This is a genomic window from Lacisediminihabitans profunda, from assembly GCF_008040105.1.
In the GTDB taxonomy this organism is placed as follows: domain Bacteria; phylum Actinomycetota; class Actinomycetes; order Actinomycetales; family Microbacteriaceae; genus Lacisediminihabitans; species Lacisediminihabitans profunda.
Map to the genome: position 1 here is coordinate 463,244 of NZ_VRMG01000005.1, position 16,426 is coordinate 479,669.

The following is a 16,426-nucleotide window of genomic DNA, read 5'->3' on the forward strand; positions in this document are numbered from 1 at the left end:
CATGCCGGCCCGGGCGGGGGCCGAAGACGACGTCGTGCGCCGGGTGCCGGATGTCGCCTCTCTCGTCGCGGCCCTCGACGAAGACGATTACCTCGCCGACGTGGGTCTTGCGACGGCGTTGTTCCTGGCGGTGCGGCTGCCGCAGCCCATCCTGCTGGAGGGCGAGGCCGGGGTCGGGAAGACGGAGGCGGCCAAGGCTCTGGCGCGGCTGCTCGACACGCCGCTCTACCGGTTGCAGTGTTACGAGGGCATCGACGCGGGCGAGGCACTGTACGAGTGGAACCACCAGCGGCAGATGCTGGGCATCCGCCTGGCCGAGGCGCGGCACGCCGACCTCGAGGAGACCGACCTCTTCGCCGAGGACTACCTGCTCCGGCGTCCCCTGCTCAAGGCGATCGAGCATCCGGGGCCGCGCCCGGCCGTGCTGCTCCTCGACGAGATCGACCGGGCGGACGCGGAGTTCGAAGCGTTCACCTTCGAGCTGCTCGCCGAGGCCGCCGTGACGATCCCGGAGCTCGGCACCGTGCGGGCCACGCACCCGCCCATCGTCATCCTCACCTCCAACCGCACCAGGGATCTGCACGACGCCCTCACCCGGCGCTGTCTCTACCATTGGATCGACTACCCGCCTCCGGCCCGCATCGCCGAGATCGTGCGCCGCCGGGTGCCGTCGAGCGCCGAATCGCTCGCGTTCGAGGTCGCCTCGGCGATCACGAGGCTACGGTCGCTCGACATGGCGAAACCGCCCGGCATCGCCGAGGCGATCGACTGGGTCTCCGCCCTCGCCGTGCTCGGCGTGGATCGCCTCGATGCGAAGACCGTCGACCTCACCTGGGGGGCGGTACTGAAGAACCGGGACGACCTGGAACTCGCCGGCGCACGGGGCGCCGACTGGCTCATCGGAGGCGGCGATGCCTGAGGTGGCGAGGCGGGAGACGACGAGCATGCTCCCCCTTCCGCACGTCGAGACCGCCGCGCTCGCCGCGGGGTTCGCGACCGCCCTGCGCCGGGCCGGGCTGCCCAGTTCCCCCGACCGCGCGGCCTGGCTCGCCGAGTCCCTGCGCATCGTGCCGCCGACCGACCGCGACCGGCTGTACTGGGCCTGCCGGGTGGTGTTCGTCACCTCGAGGGAGCAGCTCCCCGTCTTCGACGCCGTCTTCGCCGCCGTGTTCGACGGGATGCTCGACCCGGCGACCAATCGGGGCGACACGAGCGGCCCGCCGCCCGTCGGCTCCGAACCGCGAACCAGGCCGACGCCCCCCGACCAGCGGCCGGTCGGTGCGGCCCGGCACGAACCGGAGGATCGCCCCCCGGCGCCGAGCTCGGGCGGCGACTCCGCGCAGGTTGAGGGCCGGGAGCGGGACGCCATCCTCGCGGTCGCCTCAGCCGAGGAACGCCTGCACGACACCGCGTTCGCCGAACTCACCGAGGACGAGATCGTCGGCATGCAGCGGATCGTGCGCCGGATCATGCTGTCGACCCCGGTCAGCCGCAGCCGGCGATCCCGGCCCTCCACTCACAGCCGGGACCGCCTCGACCTGCGCCGCACGCTCCGGGCGGCCCAGCGCAGTGGGGCGGATGTCTCCCGCCTCGTGTTCACCCGGCGCCGTGACCGCCGACGTCGGCTCGTTTTACTCTGCGACGTATCCGGGTCGATGGAGCCGTATTCCCGGGTGTTCCTCTCGCTGCTCCAGGGTGCGGTCGCCGGCGCGCACGCCGAGGCGTTCGTCTTCTCCACCCGGCTGACCCGGCTGACCAGGCAGCTCGCCGTGCGCGACCCGGACCAGGCGCTCGCGCGGGCGGCCGCGAGCGCGCCGGACTGGGCCGGCGGCACCCGGTTGGCGGAGAGCATCCGCCGATTCATCGACGAGCACGGCCGTCGGGGGATCGCCCGCGGCGCCGTCGTGGTGGTGCTCTCCGACGGCTGGGCGCAGGACGACCCGGCCTTGGTGGCCGCCCAGATGGCGCGGCTGCGGAGGCTCGCCTTCCGCATAGTCTGGGTGAACCCGCGCAAGGTGGCACCGGGCTACCGGCCGCTCGTCGGCGGGATGGCGGCGGCCCTGCCGTTCTGCGATGCCTTCGTGAGCGGGCACAGCCTCGCCGCCCTCACCGAACTCGCCGCGGCAATCTCCGCCGAACGTACAATAACGGATCACGAACGAAGGGCACGGTAATGCAACTCGACAGCACTTTCTCCGTCGTCGCACCGATCGATGCGGTGTGGAACACCCTGATGGACTTCGAACGCGTCGCGGGCTGCGTGCCCGGCGCGCAGATCCTCAACAAGCTGTCCGAGGACGCGTACCAGGTGGGGATGAAGGTGAAGCTCGGCCCGGTGAGCATGCAGTATCGGGGCCAGATGAACGTGATCGAGCGGGATGCCGACGGGCATCGCGCGGTGTTCCAGGGCAAGGCCCAGGAGACCAGGGGGCAGGGCACGGCCGAGGCGACGGTGACACTGCAACTTGTCGAGTCGAAGGGCACGACCCAGGGCACGGTGAGCGCGGACGTGTCGCTCTCCGGCAAGGCCGCGGCCATGGGCAAGGGCGTGATCACGAGCGTCACCGACCAGATGATGGCCCTCTTCGCCGAGAACCTGCAGACCATGGTGGGAGAGCCGGCTCCCGCGGCCGCGACAGCCGCGGCGGAGTCGAGCACCGCACCGTCGAGCTCGGCTTCCGGCGCGACGAGTGCCCCGGCCGCGCCGCGCGCCAGCAGCGCCCCCGCCGACAACAGCCTCAACGCGTTCAGCCTCGCCAAGGGGATGATCGCCGACCAGCTCAAGGACCCGGCCAAGCTCATCGGGGTGCTCGCCGCCGTGGCCTCGATCGCCTTCTTCCTCGGGCGACTCAGCCGGGGACGACGATCCTAGCCGCGACACGATATCGATCGGAGTCTCATGCGTGACGTGCTGAACGCCCTCCGGGCGGACTGGCTCGCCGGCGGCACGGCGGGGCTCGCGACCGTCGTTCGTACCTTCGAGTCCGCACCGCGGCCGGCCGGGGCATCCATGTTCGTCACGGCGAGCGGCGAGGTCGTCGGTTCCGTGTCCGGCGGGTGCGTCGAGGGCGCGGTGTACGAGCTGGCGACCCAGGTGAAGGAGGACGGGCGCCCGGTCCTCGTGCGCTACGGCATCAGCGACGACGACGCGTTCTCGGTTGGCCTCACCTGCGGCGGCATCCTCGATGTCTTCGTCGAGCCCGTGTCCCGGAACGGTTTCGCCGAACTCGGTGACGTGATGGACGACATCGACGCGTCGAGACCGGTGGGGGTCGCGACGGTGATCGAGCACCCGGACGAGGCGTGGCTCGGGCGCCACCTCGTGGTCCGTCCGGACGGCTCCGTGGGCGACCTGGGCAGCGAGCGGGCGAACCGCGCGGTGAGCGATGACAGCCAGGGGCTCCTCGCCGCCGGCCGCAACAGCGTGTTGACCTACGGCCCGGACGGTGAGCGACGTGGCGAGGGGATGCGGGTCTTCTTCGCCAGCTATGCACCGAGACCGCGGATGCTCGTCTTCGGCGCCATCGACTTCGCGGCGGCCCTCGCGCGGCTGGGCTCGTTCCTGGGCTTCCGCGTGTCGGTGTGCGATGCCCGGGCGGTCTTCGCGACGCCCGCGCGTTTTCCGAGCGCCGACGAGGTGGTCGTGGCCTGGCCGCACCGCTACCTCGCCGAGCAGTTCGAGAAGGGTCTCGTCGATCAGCGCACGGTGATCTGCGTGCTCACCCACGATCCGAAGTTCGATGTGCCCCTGCTCGAGGTGGCGCTGCACGCCGGTCCGGTCGCGTACATCGGCGCGATGGGCTCACGGCGCACGCACGAGGACCGGCTGGCGCGCCTGCGCGAGGCGGGCGTGAGCGAAACCGAGCTGTCGAGGCTGCACAGTCCGATCGGACTCGACCTCGGTTCGCGCACGCCGGAGGAGACGGCGGTCTCGATCGCGGCGGAGATCATCGCCACCCAGTGGGGCGGCAGCGGCGACCCGCTCACCCTGCTCGGCGACCGGATCCATCACGACGACCAGGCCGCGCCCGACCACGAATCCTGAGGGGAACCGGGCGCAGAGAAGCGGCGCCGGCAATCCAAGCCGGCACCGCTTCCTGGACCACACCCTCGGCGACCTGGCTAGGAGGTCGCACCGCCGGTCGTGATGGCGATCTTCTTGGGCGCCGGCAGTTCCTTGAACGGAACGACCACCTTGAGCACACCGTCGGCGAACTGGGCGGAGATGTGCGAGTCGTCCGCCTGCTCCGGCAGGGTGATGCGGCGGTAGAAGCTGCTGCTGCTCTCACGAACTACGTACTTCTTCTTCTTGTCTTCTTCCTTTTCGTGCTTCTCCGCCTGGATGACGAGGGCGCCCTGATCGACGTCGACCGAGATGTCCTTCTCCGCGAAGTTGGGCAGATGCGCCTCGACGGTCAACTGCTTGTCGTCTTCGGTGTAGACGTCGGTCGTGGGGTACTTGCTGCCGCGGGCCGGCAGGAAGCCGTCCCCGAAGTACTCCTTCTGCAGCGCATTCAACTCCGCGAACGGGTCGAAGCGCACGAGGTTGCGTGCCATTTCGGTCTCCTTTTCGAGTCGTGCCCGGCGTGCAGTCGCACGTCATGTTCGACGGTAGGCACGGTCCGATATGGTCCACAGAGCCGAAGGTCCTCCTCCCCGCGGGACCAAGGTCACTAGCCCCTCGGCCGCCTGTCGGCGAGCATCGATGGATGATCGCTGAGATGAACGACCAGCAAATCGACGACCTGCTCACCGAGGCGATCGTCGGGCGCATCGGTTGCGCGGCGGGGGGCGAGACCTACGTCGTTCCGGTGACCTACGCCTACGACGGAGAGAGCCTGTACGGGCACAGCGCCGACGGCAAGAAGGTGCGGCTGATGCGACAGAACCCCGCGGTCTGCTTTGAGGTCGACCAATTCGACGACCTGTCCCACTGGCGAAGTGTGATCGCGTGGGGCCAGTTCGAGGAACTGTCCGGCGCCGAGGCAGAGGCGGCGATGGAGCGGCTGGTCGCGCGGCTCAGGCCACTCATGGCGCAGGCCTCGACGAGACCCGACCACGGCATCGTGCCGGGCAGCGTGCCGGCCGGTTCCGTGCAGAGAATATCGGGCCGTGAGTCCTCCGCGGAACGCCCGAAGCCCCACGCTCCGACCACCGGGCAGGCCGGGCATGCCCCGCAGTCCGCCGTGCTCTACCGCATCCGGCTGACCTCGAAGACCGGGCGGTACGAGAAGCCGTGATCGGCGTCCTGTAGCCTGCGGGAGTGAACCCCGAGCCGAGACCAGCCGCCGCCGCCAGGACCGTGGGCGCGCTCGCCCTCGCGTCGATCGTGACGTTCGCCCTGCTGGGCTGCTCCCAGCCGTCGCCGGCCCCCACGGGCTCGACACGGGCCGACTCGAACTCGATCACGGAAATCCCCCCGTCGCCCGCCGCCACGGCGACCGGGGCGGAGTCGTCCGCGCCGTGGGCGGCGCCCGCTGATGCGTCGGCGCGAACGGCGGCGGCGGGTCTGCCCATGCTGAGCTCGGAGGGGACGGAGCTGCACATCCACTCCCACCTGGTGGTCACGATCGACGGGAAGTTCGTCGCACTGCCGGCCGACATCGGCATCGACGTGGCGAAGCAGCGGATCTCGCCGTTGCACACCCACGATTCGAGCGGCATCGTCCACGTGGAATCGCCCGTGGCGAGCACCTTCACTCTCGGGCAGTTCTTCACCGAGTGGGATGTCGCCCTCGACGCGACGCGCATCGGCGGCTACTCGACAACCGGTGGCCACAGCCTCACGGCCTTCGTGGACGGCGTGAAGTTCTCCGGCAATCCGGCGTCGATCGTGTTCGCGAACCACCAGAACATCGACATCGTGTACGGACCGGCCGACGAGACGGCGGCGCCCTCGGCGCCATTCGCCTGGCCCGACGGCTACTAGACCTTCCCCGCACGAAGGAACGCCCCGCCGAACCCGGCGGGGCGTTCCTCTTGTCTGTCCCGGTCGCTCAGGAGAGAACGTCGCGCAAGAGTTCGTCGTTCACCTTTCGACGGCTCACCGACACGACGAACCCGACGGCGAGCAGAGCGAAGGGCAGGAGAACGAGCACCCAACCGACCGGGCTGAGGGCCCAGGCCGTGACCGAGGGGTCGACGCCCGCCGCCGGCGTGCCGGCCAGCAGCCCGAACCGCGACATGAGCAGGTACTCACCGAGCAGCAGGCCGATCGTCGCGAGCACGGGAGCGATTATCGCCTCGAAGACGTTCTCGGTTCCCTTGTTGCGACGGAAGTAGACGATCACCGCGACGCAGACGAGGATCTCGATCAGCACGATCGCGACGACCGCGAGCCCGCTGAACCAGAAGAACAGGGTGAGCACGGGGTCGAGCTGGAAGATCGCGAAGATCGCGATCACGAGGCCGGTGATCACTGAGGTGATGAGCGAGGCGTTGCTCGGGGCGCCCCGGCGGTTGACCCGGCTGAGCGAGACCGGGAGCACTCCTCCGCGGGCCATCGCGAAGATGTACCGGCTCGCCGCGTTCTGGAAGGCCAGCAGCCCGGCGAACAGGCTCGACAGCACGAGGATGCTCATGACCGTCGCCATCCACGGCCCGATGTACTGGGTGGCGAGGGAGAAGAGCACGGCCGCCGGGTCGACGAGCTTGTTGGACAGCTCGGCGGTCTTGTCGACAACCGTGGAGGCGCCCATGCCGGTGACCATCGCGAAGGAGGTGAGGGCGAAGAGCACTGTGATGACGCCGACGGCGAGGTAGGTGGCGCGGGGGACGACCTTCTTCGGGTTCTTCGACTCCTCCCCGTAGATCGCGGTGGCCTCGAATCCGATGAACGAGGCGAAGGCGAACGCGAAGGCGATGCCGGCAGACCCGGCGAGGCCGCCGACGAGGATCTTGTCCGGCGAGAAGGATGCCGCGAAGTTGAGGCCCTCCGGACCGCCGTTGACCAGGATGGCGATGGAGGTGACGACCAGGGCGGTGAGTTCCAGAAGCATGAGCCCGCCGAGCACCTTGGCCCCGACATCCACGCTCAGCAGTGAGAGCGCGGTGACGACGATCCAGGCGATGAGCGTCCAGGCCCACCAGGGGAGCACGCCGACCTGGGCGGCGATGAGCCCACCGAAGAAGCCGTAGATGGCGAGCTGCACGGCCACGTAGGCGAGGATCGAGACGAAGGCCGACGCGATTCCGGCGTGCCGGCCGAGGCCCCGGCCGATGTAGGCGAAGAACGCCCCCGCGTTGGTGACGCGCTGGCTCATCGCGGCGTAGCCGACGCTGAAGAGCAGGAGCGTGATGCCCACGACGAGGTAGGCGCCCGGGGCGGCGGCGCCGTTGCCGAGAACGATGGCGACCGGCACGGCCCCCGTCATGCCGACGAGCGGTGCGGCGGCGGCGACGACGAAGAAGACGATTCCGATCACGCCGAGGCGCCCAGTGTGCAGTTTGGTCCTGGTGTCTTCGTCCGACGACTGTTGGGTAAGCGCCATGGAAATTACTCCTCGTTGAGTAGTGATGCCTAGATCGTGCGTATCCGAACGACTTAGACACACACTGTCGAAGGTTGGCGGGCGCGTCAAGGGCTGGAGCAAGAAAGATGTGCGGATCGAGACCTGTCATTCGGATACGAACAATGACGGAAGTGGGCTACACTCTGGCGCTATGACTGCTCTCCATGGCTTCCTGCCGCCGCTGACGCCTCGCGGAACCAGCGCTCTCGTTCCCAACCTGCCCTGGTACTACTCGGGCACCCTGCTCACGGTCGAATACCTCACCGACCCGGCCAACGTGCGTGCGATCCTCCCGGACGACATCGAGCTGGCCCCGGATCGGCCAGGGGCGGTGGCCATCATCTGGGCCGACTGGCAGTCCTGCAGCGAGGGCGGTCTCGAACTGCTCGACCCCATCCGCTCGCAGTATCTCGAGGCCTTCGTGGTCGTGCGGTGCTCCTACCAGGGCGAGGTCTACAGCCGGTGTGTGGCGATCTGGGTGACGAAGGACTTCGCCATGGGCCGAGGATGGTTCCAGGGCTACCCGAAGAAGCTGGGCTCGGTGCATGTCACGCGCATCTTCTCTCGCGGCAAGGCGAGCCCGAGGCTCGAGGCCGGAGCCCGGCTGGGAGCGTCGCTCGCGGCGTACGACCACCGGCTCGCCTCCGCCCTCGTCACCCTGCGGGAGCCGTCGGAGGGCAACGGCTTCGTCAACGGGCACCGGATGCTGCACAACCGCTTCATGCCGTCGATCAGCCAGGGCCAGGGCCTCTCGATGGACCAGCTCATCGCGATGGGCGGCGTCGACGCCGACCTCGGCCAGGCCTGGCGCGGCGACGCCGAACTCTCGCTCGCCGACTCGCCCTGGGACGAGCTGCACTCGATCCTGCCCGTCGACGAGATCCTCGGCGGCTACTACCGCGAGGTGGGGGTCACCTTCGCCGGTGGCGACCTCATCGCCGACCGCTCCCGCACCGTCTGACGCGCGGGGCCGCATCCGCCCCCGTCCCTCTCCTGGCTCCCCGCTCCCCGCTCCTCGCTCCTCGCTCCCTCTTCCGAAATCCATGCATTCCTTCGGCGAGGGCGGCGTGTCGGGGTGCGACACGCCGCCCTGCCCCAGAATTGCATGGATTTCGGAAGCGGCAAGGGGAGAAGCGGCGCAGGGGAGGGAGTCGGGGCTAGTAGTCCTCGAGGTACTCGTCGATCTCCCACTGGGTCACGTCACGCGTGGCCGGGTCGGGCACCTCGCTCTCGTAGCGCTCGATCTCGTCGCGCTTGAGCACGCCGAACACGTCGATCACGGGGGCGCCGATGATGTCGCGTAGCGCCGAGTTCGCGTCCAGGGCGTCGAGCGCCGCCTCGAGCGAGGTGGGCAGCACCTCCGCCGCCTCGTTCTGGTAGGCCCAGCCCTCGGCCGCCTCCGGCACGGCGAGCTGGCGACGGATGCCGTCCAGGCCGGCGGCGAGCACCGCGGCGATCATGAGATACGGGTTGGCCGCACCGTCGCCGACGCGCACCTCCAGGCGCGTGCCGGCTCCACGCTCCGGCGGCACGCGCAGCATCGCGCTGCGGTTGTCGTGACCCCAGTTGGCGCGGTAGGGCGCGAGAGTGTCCGGCCCGAGCCGCTTGAAGGCGTTGATGGTGGGGTTGGTGAGCGCGGTGAGCGCGGCGGCATTCTCGAGGATGCCGGCGATCAGCAGGTTGGCCGTGTCCGAGAGCCCGCCGTCGGCGGTGGCCATGAGGTTGCGTCCGTTCGCGTCGACGACCGAGAAGTGCAGGTGGAAGCCGCTGCCGCCCTCGTCGCTCCACGGCTTGCCGAGGAAGGTGGCGAGCTTGCCCGACCGGGCGACGATGTCCTTCACCGCGGTCTTGAATAGGAACGTGCGGTCGGCCGCCCGGAGGGCCTCGCCGTGCCAGAGGTTGATCTCGTACTGCGACGGACTGAACTCGTGGTTGCCGGCGAAGACGCCGATGTCCATCTGGTCGAGCATCCGGAGCAGGTGCAGGAAGGTGCCGTCCGGGTCCACCCACGCGCCGGTCGTGTAGACGCGGCCGGTGCGGGTGAGGGCACGCTGCCAGCCCCGCTCGCCGCGCTCGGCGATGTAGAACTCGAGCTCCGGCCCGATGATCGGGGTGAGACCGAGCTCCGCGTACTGGGCGATCACCCGGCGGAGGGCCGAGCGCGGGGCGATCTCGCTCGCCGTCTCGTCGGGGTTGAACGCGTCGGCGACGACGAGCGCCACTCCGGGCTCCCACGGCATCATGGTGAGGGTGGAGGCGTCGAGGCGCGTGACGAGGTCGGGAAGGCCGCTCGACATGATGTCGTTGCCGTCGAGCACGCCGCCGCGGGTGGTCGTGACCCAGACCCCCTGGCAGAAGGCCGGACCGTTGGCCGCCGATCGTTCGAGCTGGCTCACGAGCAGGTCCTTCGACCTCGTGATGCCCAGGACATCGGGGTAGATGAGCCGGAGCACATCGATGCCCCTGGCCTCGAGTTGCGAACGAAGAGCAGCTACATCGGTACTCATGTGACCTCCGGCGATAAATCGTTCGGCCATGAACGATTAGTGCGATACTAGGGCACATCGCCGGGAATCTGTCAGCCCGGCGCACTCCGGCGGCGATGAGGTGAGCGGTGAAGGCCCTGTTCGTGCAGCATGACCATGTGAGTCCGACCGGGCCCGTCGCAGGTCGCCTGCGGGAACGCGGCTTCGAGGTAGACGAGATCACCGTCGTCGACGAGGCCAGCTTCGGCAGCCCGAACGTGACCTTCGATTTTCCCGATCTCGGCGAGTACGACCTGCTCGTGCCGATGGGGGCGCCCTGGGGCGCCTGGGATGACGCCTGCATCGGTCGCTGGCTGCTGCCCGAGATCGAGTGGATCGGCGACGCCCTCGCCCGCGACCTCCCCGTGCTCGGCATCTGCTTCGGCGGCCAGCTCATGGCGCGGGCCCTCGGCGGCACCGTCGGGCGGGCCGGCAAGCCGGAGATCGGCTGGACCGCCATCCACACCGACGATGCGTCAGTTGTGTCGAGCGGCCCCTGGTTCCAGTTCCACTACGACCGGTGGACGCTGCCGGCCGGCGCGACCGAGATCGCGCGAAACTCCGTGGCCTCCCAGGCCTTCGTGGTCGGTCGGAGCCTCGCCGTGCAGTTCCACCCGGAGCTCACCGCGTCGACCCTCGACGGCTGGCTGGCCCAGGGCGGGGCAGAGCAGGTGATCGCCGACGGCCAGGATCCGGTCGCCCTGCTCGAGCACACGCGGGCCGAGGAGCGCGCGGCGACGGCGCGTTCGCACGCCATGGTCGACGCCTTCGTCGAGCGGATCGCGCGGCTCCAGCCGCCCGGTTGGGGCACCTAGCGGAGGGTCTCGAGCACGTCGATCACCCGCTGCGCCTCGGTCGCCGGGTTCACGAACGCGAGCCGCAGGACGCTGCGTCCGCGCCAGGTGGTGGGCACGCAGAGGATCACCCCGGCGTGCGCCGCGGCGTTCGACCACTCCAGGTACTGCGCCTGGGTCCAGCCGACCCGCTCGAAGAGCAGCACGGACAGTTCCGGCTCCCGAACCAGGCGCAGGTGGTCGGATGACCGGATGGCGTCAGCGACGACCCTGGACGTCGTGAGGGAGGCCTCCACGGCATTCCGGTACCGGTCGGTACCGTGCGTGGCAAGGCTGAACCAGAACGGCAGGCCGCGCGCCCGGCGGGAGAGGTGAAGGGCGAGTTCGCTGGGGTTCCAGACCTCGCGGTCGACGTGGTCGAGGTAGCTCGCGTGCTGGGCGTGGGTGGCGCGGGCGAGCTGCGGATCGCGGTAGACCAGCGCGCAGCAGTCGTAGGGGGCGAAGAGCCACTTGTGCGGGTCGACGATGAAGCTGTCCGCCCGCTCGATGCCCGCGAAGAGCTCGCGAACGCTCGGTGCCGCGAGGCCGGCCCCGCCGTACGCGCCGTCGACGTGCATCCAGACCCCGAACTCCTCGCACACGTCGGCGATGTCGTCGAGGTCGTCCACGACGCCCTCGTTGGTCGTGCCGGCAGAGGCGACGACCGCGAAGACGTTGGGCGAGCGTTCGAGCACGGCGCGGAGGGCCGCACCGGTGAGGTGGCCGCGGTCGTCGACTGGGACGTCGACGATGTCCACGTCGAGGGCGCGGGCCGCCGACTGGATGGAGGAGTGCGCGTTCGAGCTGCTGGCGAGCTGCCAGCCCTCCGCCGGCCGGCCACCGCGCCTCGTGCGTGCGGTCTCCCGCGCGGTCATGAGGGCGGAGAGATTGCCGGAGGTGCCGCCGGAGACGAAGCAGCCGCCGGCGGTCGACGGCCAGCCGAGCAGGCCGACGATCCAGGCGAGTGCCTCGTTCTCGGCGTAGATCGCACCAGCGCCGGCCTCCCAGAGACCGCCGAAGATGTTCGCGGCGCTCGTCACGAGGTCGAAGGCGATGGCGGCGCGGGTGGGCGCCGCCGCGATGTAGGCGAGGTTGAGCGGGTCGTCCTGGGAGCGGGTCGCCGGTTCGAGCACGGTGTCGAAAACCCGCAGCGCCGCCGCCCCGCCGATGCCCGACGGCGTGATCGTGGGTCCGGCATCCGCGGCGATGGCCGACGCCGGCCGCGCGGTGGAGAGCGGGTCGGTGTGGCGCACCACACGCCTCGCGGACCAGTCGACGGCGAGTTCCACGACCGCCGACTCGTCGCCCCAGATCGGATGCGGCTCGGCGTGCAGGTGCGGTTTCGTCATGCCGGGGAGCCTACTTGGCCAACTCGACCCGAACCGGGAAGCGCTTGATGCCGTTGACGAAGTTGCTGCGCAGCCGGGAGAGCTCGCCGATCTGCTCCATGCTGTCCACCCGACCTAGCAGGTCTTCGTACATGATCCGGATCTCCAGGCGCGCCAGCGCGTTGCCCAGGCACATGTGCGGGCCGCCCCGTCCGAACGACATGTGCTCGTTCGGGTTGCGGGTCACATCCATGCGGTACGGGTCGTCGAAGACCTCCGGATCGCGGTTGCCGGCGGCGAACCAGGTGACGACCTTGTCGCCCTCCTTGATCGCCTGGCCGTTGATCTCGGTGTCGCGGGTGGCCGTGCGGCGGAAGTGGTAGACCGGGCTCGCCAGGCGCAGGAACTCCTCGACCGCCCAGGGGATGAGCTCCGGACGCTCCTGCAGCAGCGCCATCTGGTCCGGGTTCTGCATGAGGTAGTTCATCGAGTGGGTGATGGTGTGTCGTGTCGTCTCGTTGCCGGCCACGACCAGCAGCAGGAAGTAGCTGTTGAAGTCGCGCTGCGAGAGCGGGATGCCGTCGGACGGCGTCTCGTTGACGAGCCGGGACACGAGGTCGGTCCCGCTCTTGCCCCGGCGCTGCCTGGCCAGTTCGTTGCCGTAGTCGAACACCTCCTGGGCGGCGGGGGAGCGGAAGGGAAGCAGCCGGTACTTCTCGCTCTCGGCCGAGGTGGAGAGCACGTCGGCGTGCTCGGGGTCGGTGTTGCCGACCATGCGGTTGCCCCAGTCGATGAGCTTGTGGATGTCGGTGTCCGGCACGTCGAGCATGCGAGCGAGCACGCGGATGGGGAAGTCGGCCGCGACGTCGGCGACGAAGTCGAACTCGCCCTTGGCGAAGGCGGTGTCGAGGGTCGTGGCGGTGAGTCCGCGCAGGAAGGTCTCGTAGCCGGCGACGGCCCGGGGGGTGAACTCGCCCTGCATCAGCTTGCGCAGCGCGCGATGGCGTACGCCGTCGGTCTCGAGCATCGACTTGCGGGCCTCGATCTGGTCCGCGTCGAGTTCCTCGAGGTTCACGGTCCCGCGTTCGCTCGAGAAGGTCTCGGTGTCCCGCAGCACCCCGACGATGTCGTGGTAGCGCGTGAGGGACCAGAACCCGTGGTTGGGCGCCTCCTCCTCGTCCCAGTGCACGGGAGCCTTCGCGCGCAGCTCGTCGAAGACGGCCCAGGGCTGGTCGTGCTCGAAGAGGTCGAGGTCGGCCAGGGTGACATTCGCCAGTGAAGTCAACTCATCCTCCAGGGATATTGTTTGGATGCGAACAACCTACACCCGGGGCACTGGCGGCGCGAGAGTTCGCCGCCGTCTCGAACCCGGTGACGGCCCGTCGTTTAGAGTGAACCCACCCGCGCTTCCCGAAGGAGAATCCATGACCGGTCCGCACACGCTGGTCGAGACGGAGCGGCAGGTCGAGGCGCGCCTCGGCAAGCTCCCGCTGGACTACTCGGCGATGGCCGTCGCCTCCAACCTGTTCCGGGCGGCGAACGCGGTGCGCAACCACCTCGAACGCACGGTGCTCTCCGAGAACAACCTCTCCTGGACCGCGTTCGTCGTGCTCTGGGTCACCTGGATCTGGGAGCCGATCGAGACCCGCCAGATCGCGCTCGAGGGCGGCTTCTCCAAGGCGACGCTCACCGGGGTGCTGTCCACGCTCGAGGGGCGCGGCTGGCTCGCGCGCGAGCGGAGCCAGGCGGATGGCCGGCTCGTCCTCGTGCGCATGACCGACGCCGGGCGCGAGCTCATGACGCAGCTCTTTCCGGACTTCAACCTCCAGGAGCAGCACGTGTCGAGCCCGATCGATCCGGCCAAGCGCGACGAGTTCGCCGAGATGCTGCGCCTCGTGACGGTTCACGTGGAGAAGCGGGACTAGACTCCGGGCACGGGCGCCCGCGGGGGCGCCGCGATCAGGGCCGCGACCGCTCGACCAGCTCGGCGAAGATCGCCGCCTGGGCCGGGTCCGTCGCCGCGGTGTCCTCCGGATGCCACTGCACGCCGACGGCCCAGCCGGCGGCGTCGATCACCGCGGCCTCCGGGATGCCATCGGTCGACCGCGCGACGACCTCGATTCCCTCGCCGAGCCGGTCGAGCGCCTGGTGGTGGTAGCAGGAGGCGCGCACGACCGGGGAACTCAGGCCGAACAGCTGCTCGTCGCGTTCGAAGCGCACGTCGTGCACGTGGTTGCGGTGGTGCCGGGGAAGGTCCTGCACCAGAGTCCCGCCGCGAGCGACGTTGACGACGTGCAGACCGCGGCAGACGGCGAGCAGCGGCAGGCCGGCCTGCAGGGCGAAGCGAGCGCTCTCCAGGTCCGCGGCATCCTGCACCTCGTCCACGTCGTAGACGTTCTCGGAGGCGACCGCCTGGCCGTAGCTGGCCGGAGAGAGGTCGCCGCCGCCGGGAAGGAGGATGCCGCCGAAGCCGTCGAGGCGGCTCGCCCAGTCGCTGCCGGCGACCGGCAGGAGGGTGAGGGGCTCGCCTCCGGCGGCCCACACCGCCTCGAGCAGGGCGCGCGCGGTGACGACGGCGCCGTGGCGCAGGGCGGACGTGCTGGAGGCGAATCGGCCGAGGACGGCGATTCTGGGACGCTGCGAGGTGACCACGATGTCTTTCCCAGGTTCGGAACGGGGAGTTGTAGAGCCAATGGCTATTCTGTAGGGTAACTCATTAGCATCCGAATGATTTAACGGCGAGCCATTCGAGACGGGGAGTGCGCATGACCAGCGTTGACGTGGCAGGAACGGCTGTCGACACGAGACACTACATCGGCGGCCAACGCGTCGCCTCGGTGTCGACGTTCACCAATACCTCCCCGATCGACGGATCGTTTCTCGGCGAGATCGCCCGCGGCGGCGCCGTCGAGGTGGACCTCGCGGTCGAGGCGGCTCGCAATGCCTTCCCGGTGTGGTCCGGCATGCCGCCGGCGGAACGCGCCGCGATCCTCAACCGCATCGCCGACCTCGTCGAGGAGAGCGTGGATTCTCTCGCGGCCGTCGAGACCATGGACAACGGGGCGCTCCTGCGCAGCCACCTGCGCGGAGTGATGCCGCGGGTCGCCCTCAACTTCCGCTTCTTCGCCGACTGGCTGGTCAACCACCTCGACCACCCGGACTTCGAGACGCGCGGTCACGTCAACCACGTCTCCTGGGACCCGTCCGGCGTCGCCGGCATCATCACACCGTGGAACGCGCCGCTCATGCTCGCCACCTGGCGGATCGCCCCGGCCCTGGCCGCGGGGGACACCGTCGTGCTCAAGCCGGCCGAGTGGACGCCGCTCACCGCATCCCTCCTCGCCGACATCACCAAGCGGGCCGGGCTCCCGGATGGCGCCTTCAACGTCGTGCAGGGGATCGGGCGCGAGGCCGGGGCCGCGCTCGTCGCACACCCGGGACTCAGTCGCATCTCATTCACCGGCTCGGTGCCCACGGCCAAGTCGATCGCTCGGGCCGCCGCCGACAACCTCACCCCCTGCAGCTTCGAACTGGGCGGCAAGAGCCCGTTCATCGTGCTCGCCGACGCCGACCTCGAACTCGCGGCGGAGCTCGCCATCGAGCAGTACGACAATGCCGGCCAGGTCTGCCTCTCCGGCACGCGCATCCTCGTGCACGAGAGCATCGAGGCGGAGTTCACCGAGGCGTTCCGTCGCAAGGCGGCGGCCATGCGTCAGGGCGACCCGCGGGATCCGGCGACCGACATCGGCCCGCAGGTTCACGAGGCGCACTTCGCGCGGGTCAAGGGCTTCGTCGACCGCGCCAGGGCCGAGGGAGCGACCATCGCCATGGGTGGGGGTCCGAACACCGAGCTCGGTGGCCTCTACTTCTCGCCGACACTCGTCTACGACCCCACGCCGGGAAGCGAGATCGTCACGCAGGAGGTCTTCGGCCCCGTGCTCACCATGCAGACCTTCTCGACCGACGACGAGGTGCTCGCTCTCGCGAACGGCACCGAGTTCGGCCTCGCGGCGGTCGTCGTCTCGGGCGACCGGCAGCACGCCGAGGCGATCACGTCCCGGCTCGTCGCCGGCACGATCTGGGTCAACTGCTTCTTCGTGCGCGACCTCCGGGCGCCGTTCGGCGGTTCGAAGAAGTCCGGTGTCGGTCGCGAGGGCGGCACCTGGTCTTTCGATTTCTACGCGGACGTGAAGAACACGGTCGTCGCTCCCAACGGATGGAAGGAATAG

Annotated in this window: 16 protein-coding genes; 10 read left to right on the forward strand and 6 right to left on the reverse strand. The window is 69.6% G+C overall.

Going from position 1 to position 16,426, the window contains the following annotated elements:
* Position 1: 1 nt before the first annotated feature.
* The 4 genes from FVP33_RS06695 to FVP33_RS06710 are packed head-to-tail and all read left to right on the forward strand — an operon-like array spanning position 2 to position 4,045.
* Positions 2–919, forward strand: a complete 918-nt coding sequence (locus FVP33_RS06695; protein WP_147783211.1) for an AAA family ATPase — start codon at positions 2–4, stop codon at positions 917–919.
* Positions 912–2,174, forward strand: coding sequence for a vWA domain-containing protein (locus FVP33_RS06700; RefSeq protein WP_246142207.1), 1,263 nt, complete (start codon positions 912–914; stop codon positions 2,172–2,174). The genes FVP33_RS06695 and FVP33_RS06700 overlap by 8 nt, the downstream gene beginning before the upstream one ends.
* Complete coding sequence (locus tag FVP33_RS06705; protein WP_147782838.1) at positions 2,174–2,872, forward strand: SRPBCC family protein; 699 nt, start codon at positions 2,174–2,176, stop codon at positions 2,870–2,872. Before FVP33_RS06700 ends, FVP33_RS06705 begins: the two co-directional genes overlap by 1 nt.
* A 27-nt stretch (positions 2,873–2,899) precedes the next feature.
* The gene (locus tag FVP33_RS06710) at positions 2,900–4,045 is read left to right on the forward strand and encodes an XdhC family protein (protein WP_147782839.1); all 1,146 of its coding nucleotides are present in this window, start codon (positions 2,900–2,902) and stop codon (positions 4,043–4,045) included.
* Positions 4,046–4,122: 77 nt separating this feature from the next.
* Here FVP33_RS06710 and FVP33_RS06715 read toward each other — a convergent pair whose 3' ends face one another.
* Entirely contained in the window at positions 4,123–4,557 is a 435-nt protein-coding gene (locus FVP33_RS06715) for an Hsp20/alpha crystallin family protein (protein WP_147782840.1), read from the reverse strand.
* A 152-nt stretch (positions 4,558–4,709) separates the two neighbouring features.
* Between FVP33_RS06715 and FVP33_RS06720 the strand changes: the two genes are divergently transcribed.
* Together FVP33_RS06720 and FVP33_RS06725 are read left to right on the forward strand one after the other, a co-directional pair.
* A complete protein-coding gene (locus FVP33_RS06720) occupies positions 4,710–5,240 on the forward strand; it encodes a pyridoxamine 5'-phosphate oxidase family protein (protein WP_147782841.1) in 531 nt (176 codons plus the stop codon).
* A 23-nt stretch (positions 5,241–5,263) separates the two neighbouring features.
* Positions 5,264–5,929 carry a hypothetical protein gene (locus FVP33_RS06725; protein WP_147782842.1) on the forward strand — a complete coding sequence of 222 codons (666 nt, stop codon included), beginning with the start codon at positions 5,264–5,266 and terminating at the stop codon, positions 5,927–5,929.
* A 67-nt stretch (positions 5,930–5,996) separates the two neighbouring features.
* On the opposite strand, the gene FVP33_RS06730 is transcribed toward FVP33_RS06725, so the two are convergent.
* A complete protein-coding gene (locus FVP33_RS06730; RefSeq protein WP_147782843.1) occupies positions 5,997–7,490 on the reverse strand; it encodes an APC family permease in 1,494 nt (497 codons plus the stop codon).
* Between the two features lie 172 nt (positions 7,491–7,662).
* Here FVP33_RS06730 and FVP33_RS06735 point away from each other — a divergent pair, with 172 nt between their 5' ends.
* On the forward strand, positions 7,663–8,472 hold the full coding sequence (locus FVP33_RS06735; RefSeq protein ID WP_147782844.1) for an acetoacetate decarboxylase family protein: 810 nt from the start codon (positions 7,663–7,665) through the stop codon (positions 8,470–8,472).
* Between the two features lie 196 nt (positions 8,473–8,668).
* Here FVP33_RS06735 and FVP33_RS06740 read toward each other — a convergent pair whose 3' ends face one another.
* Positions 8,669–10,018 (reverse strand): glutamine synthetase family protein, encoded by a 1,350-nt coding sequence (locus FVP33_RS06740; RefSeq protein WP_147782845.1) that lies wholly within the window; start codon positions 10,016–10,018, stop codon positions 8,669–8,671.
* A gap of 107 nt (positions 10,019–10,125) precedes the next feature.
* Here FVP33_RS06740 and FVP33_RS06745 point away from each other — a divergent pair, with 107 nt between their 5' ends.
* Positions 10,126–10,851, forward strand: coding sequence for a type 1 glutamine amidotransferase (locus FVP33_RS06745; RefSeq protein WP_147782846.1), 726 nt, complete (start codon positions 10,126–10,128; stop codon positions 10,849–10,851).
* On the opposite strand, the gene FVP33_RS06750 is transcribed toward FVP33_RS06745, so the two are convergent.
* Both FVP33_RS06750 and FVP33_RS06755 read right to left on the reverse strand, forming a co-directional pair.
* Positions 10,848–12,218: a pyridoxal phosphate-dependent decarboxylase family protein gene (locus FVP33_RS06750; protein ID WP_147782847.1), complete on the reverse strand. Its 1,371-nt coding sequence runs from the start codon at positions 12,216–12,218 to the stop codon at positions 10,848–10,850. The genes FVP33_RS06745 and FVP33_RS06750 overlap by 4 nt on opposite strands.
* 10 nt (positions 12,219–12,228) lie before the next feature.
* Positions 12,229–13,482: a cytochrome P450 gene (locus FVP33_RS06755; RefSeq protein ID WP_147782848.1), complete on the reverse strand. Its 1,254-nt coding sequence runs from the start codon at positions 13,480–13,482 to the stop codon at positions 12,229–12,231.
* A gap of 139 nt (positions 13,483–13,621) precedes the next feature.
* Between FVP33_RS06755 and FVP33_RS06760 the strand changes: the two genes are divergently transcribed.
* Entirely contained in the window at positions 13,622–14,122 is a 501-nt protein-coding gene (locus FVP33_RS06760) for a MarR family winged helix-turn-helix transcriptional regulator (protein WP_147782849.1), read from the forward strand.
* 34 nt (positions 14,123–14,156) lie between these two features.
* Here the strand turns inward: FVP33_RS06760 and FVP33_RS06765 are convergent, their stop codons facing one another.
* A complete protein-coding gene (locus FVP33_RS06765) occupies positions 14,157–14,849 on the reverse strand; it encodes a gamma-glutamyl-gamma-aminobutyrate hydrolase family protein (RefSeq protein ID WP_147782850.1) in 693 nt (230 codons plus the stop codon).
* A gap of 113 nt (positions 14,850–14,962) precedes the next feature.
* Between FVP33_RS06765 and FVP33_RS06770 the strand changes: the two genes are divergently transcribed.
* Positions 14,963–16,426: an aldehyde dehydrogenase gene (locus FVP33_RS06770; RefSeq protein ID WP_147782851.1), complete on the forward strand. Its 1,464-nt coding sequence runs from the start codon at positions 14,963–14,965 to the stop codon at positions 16,424–16,426.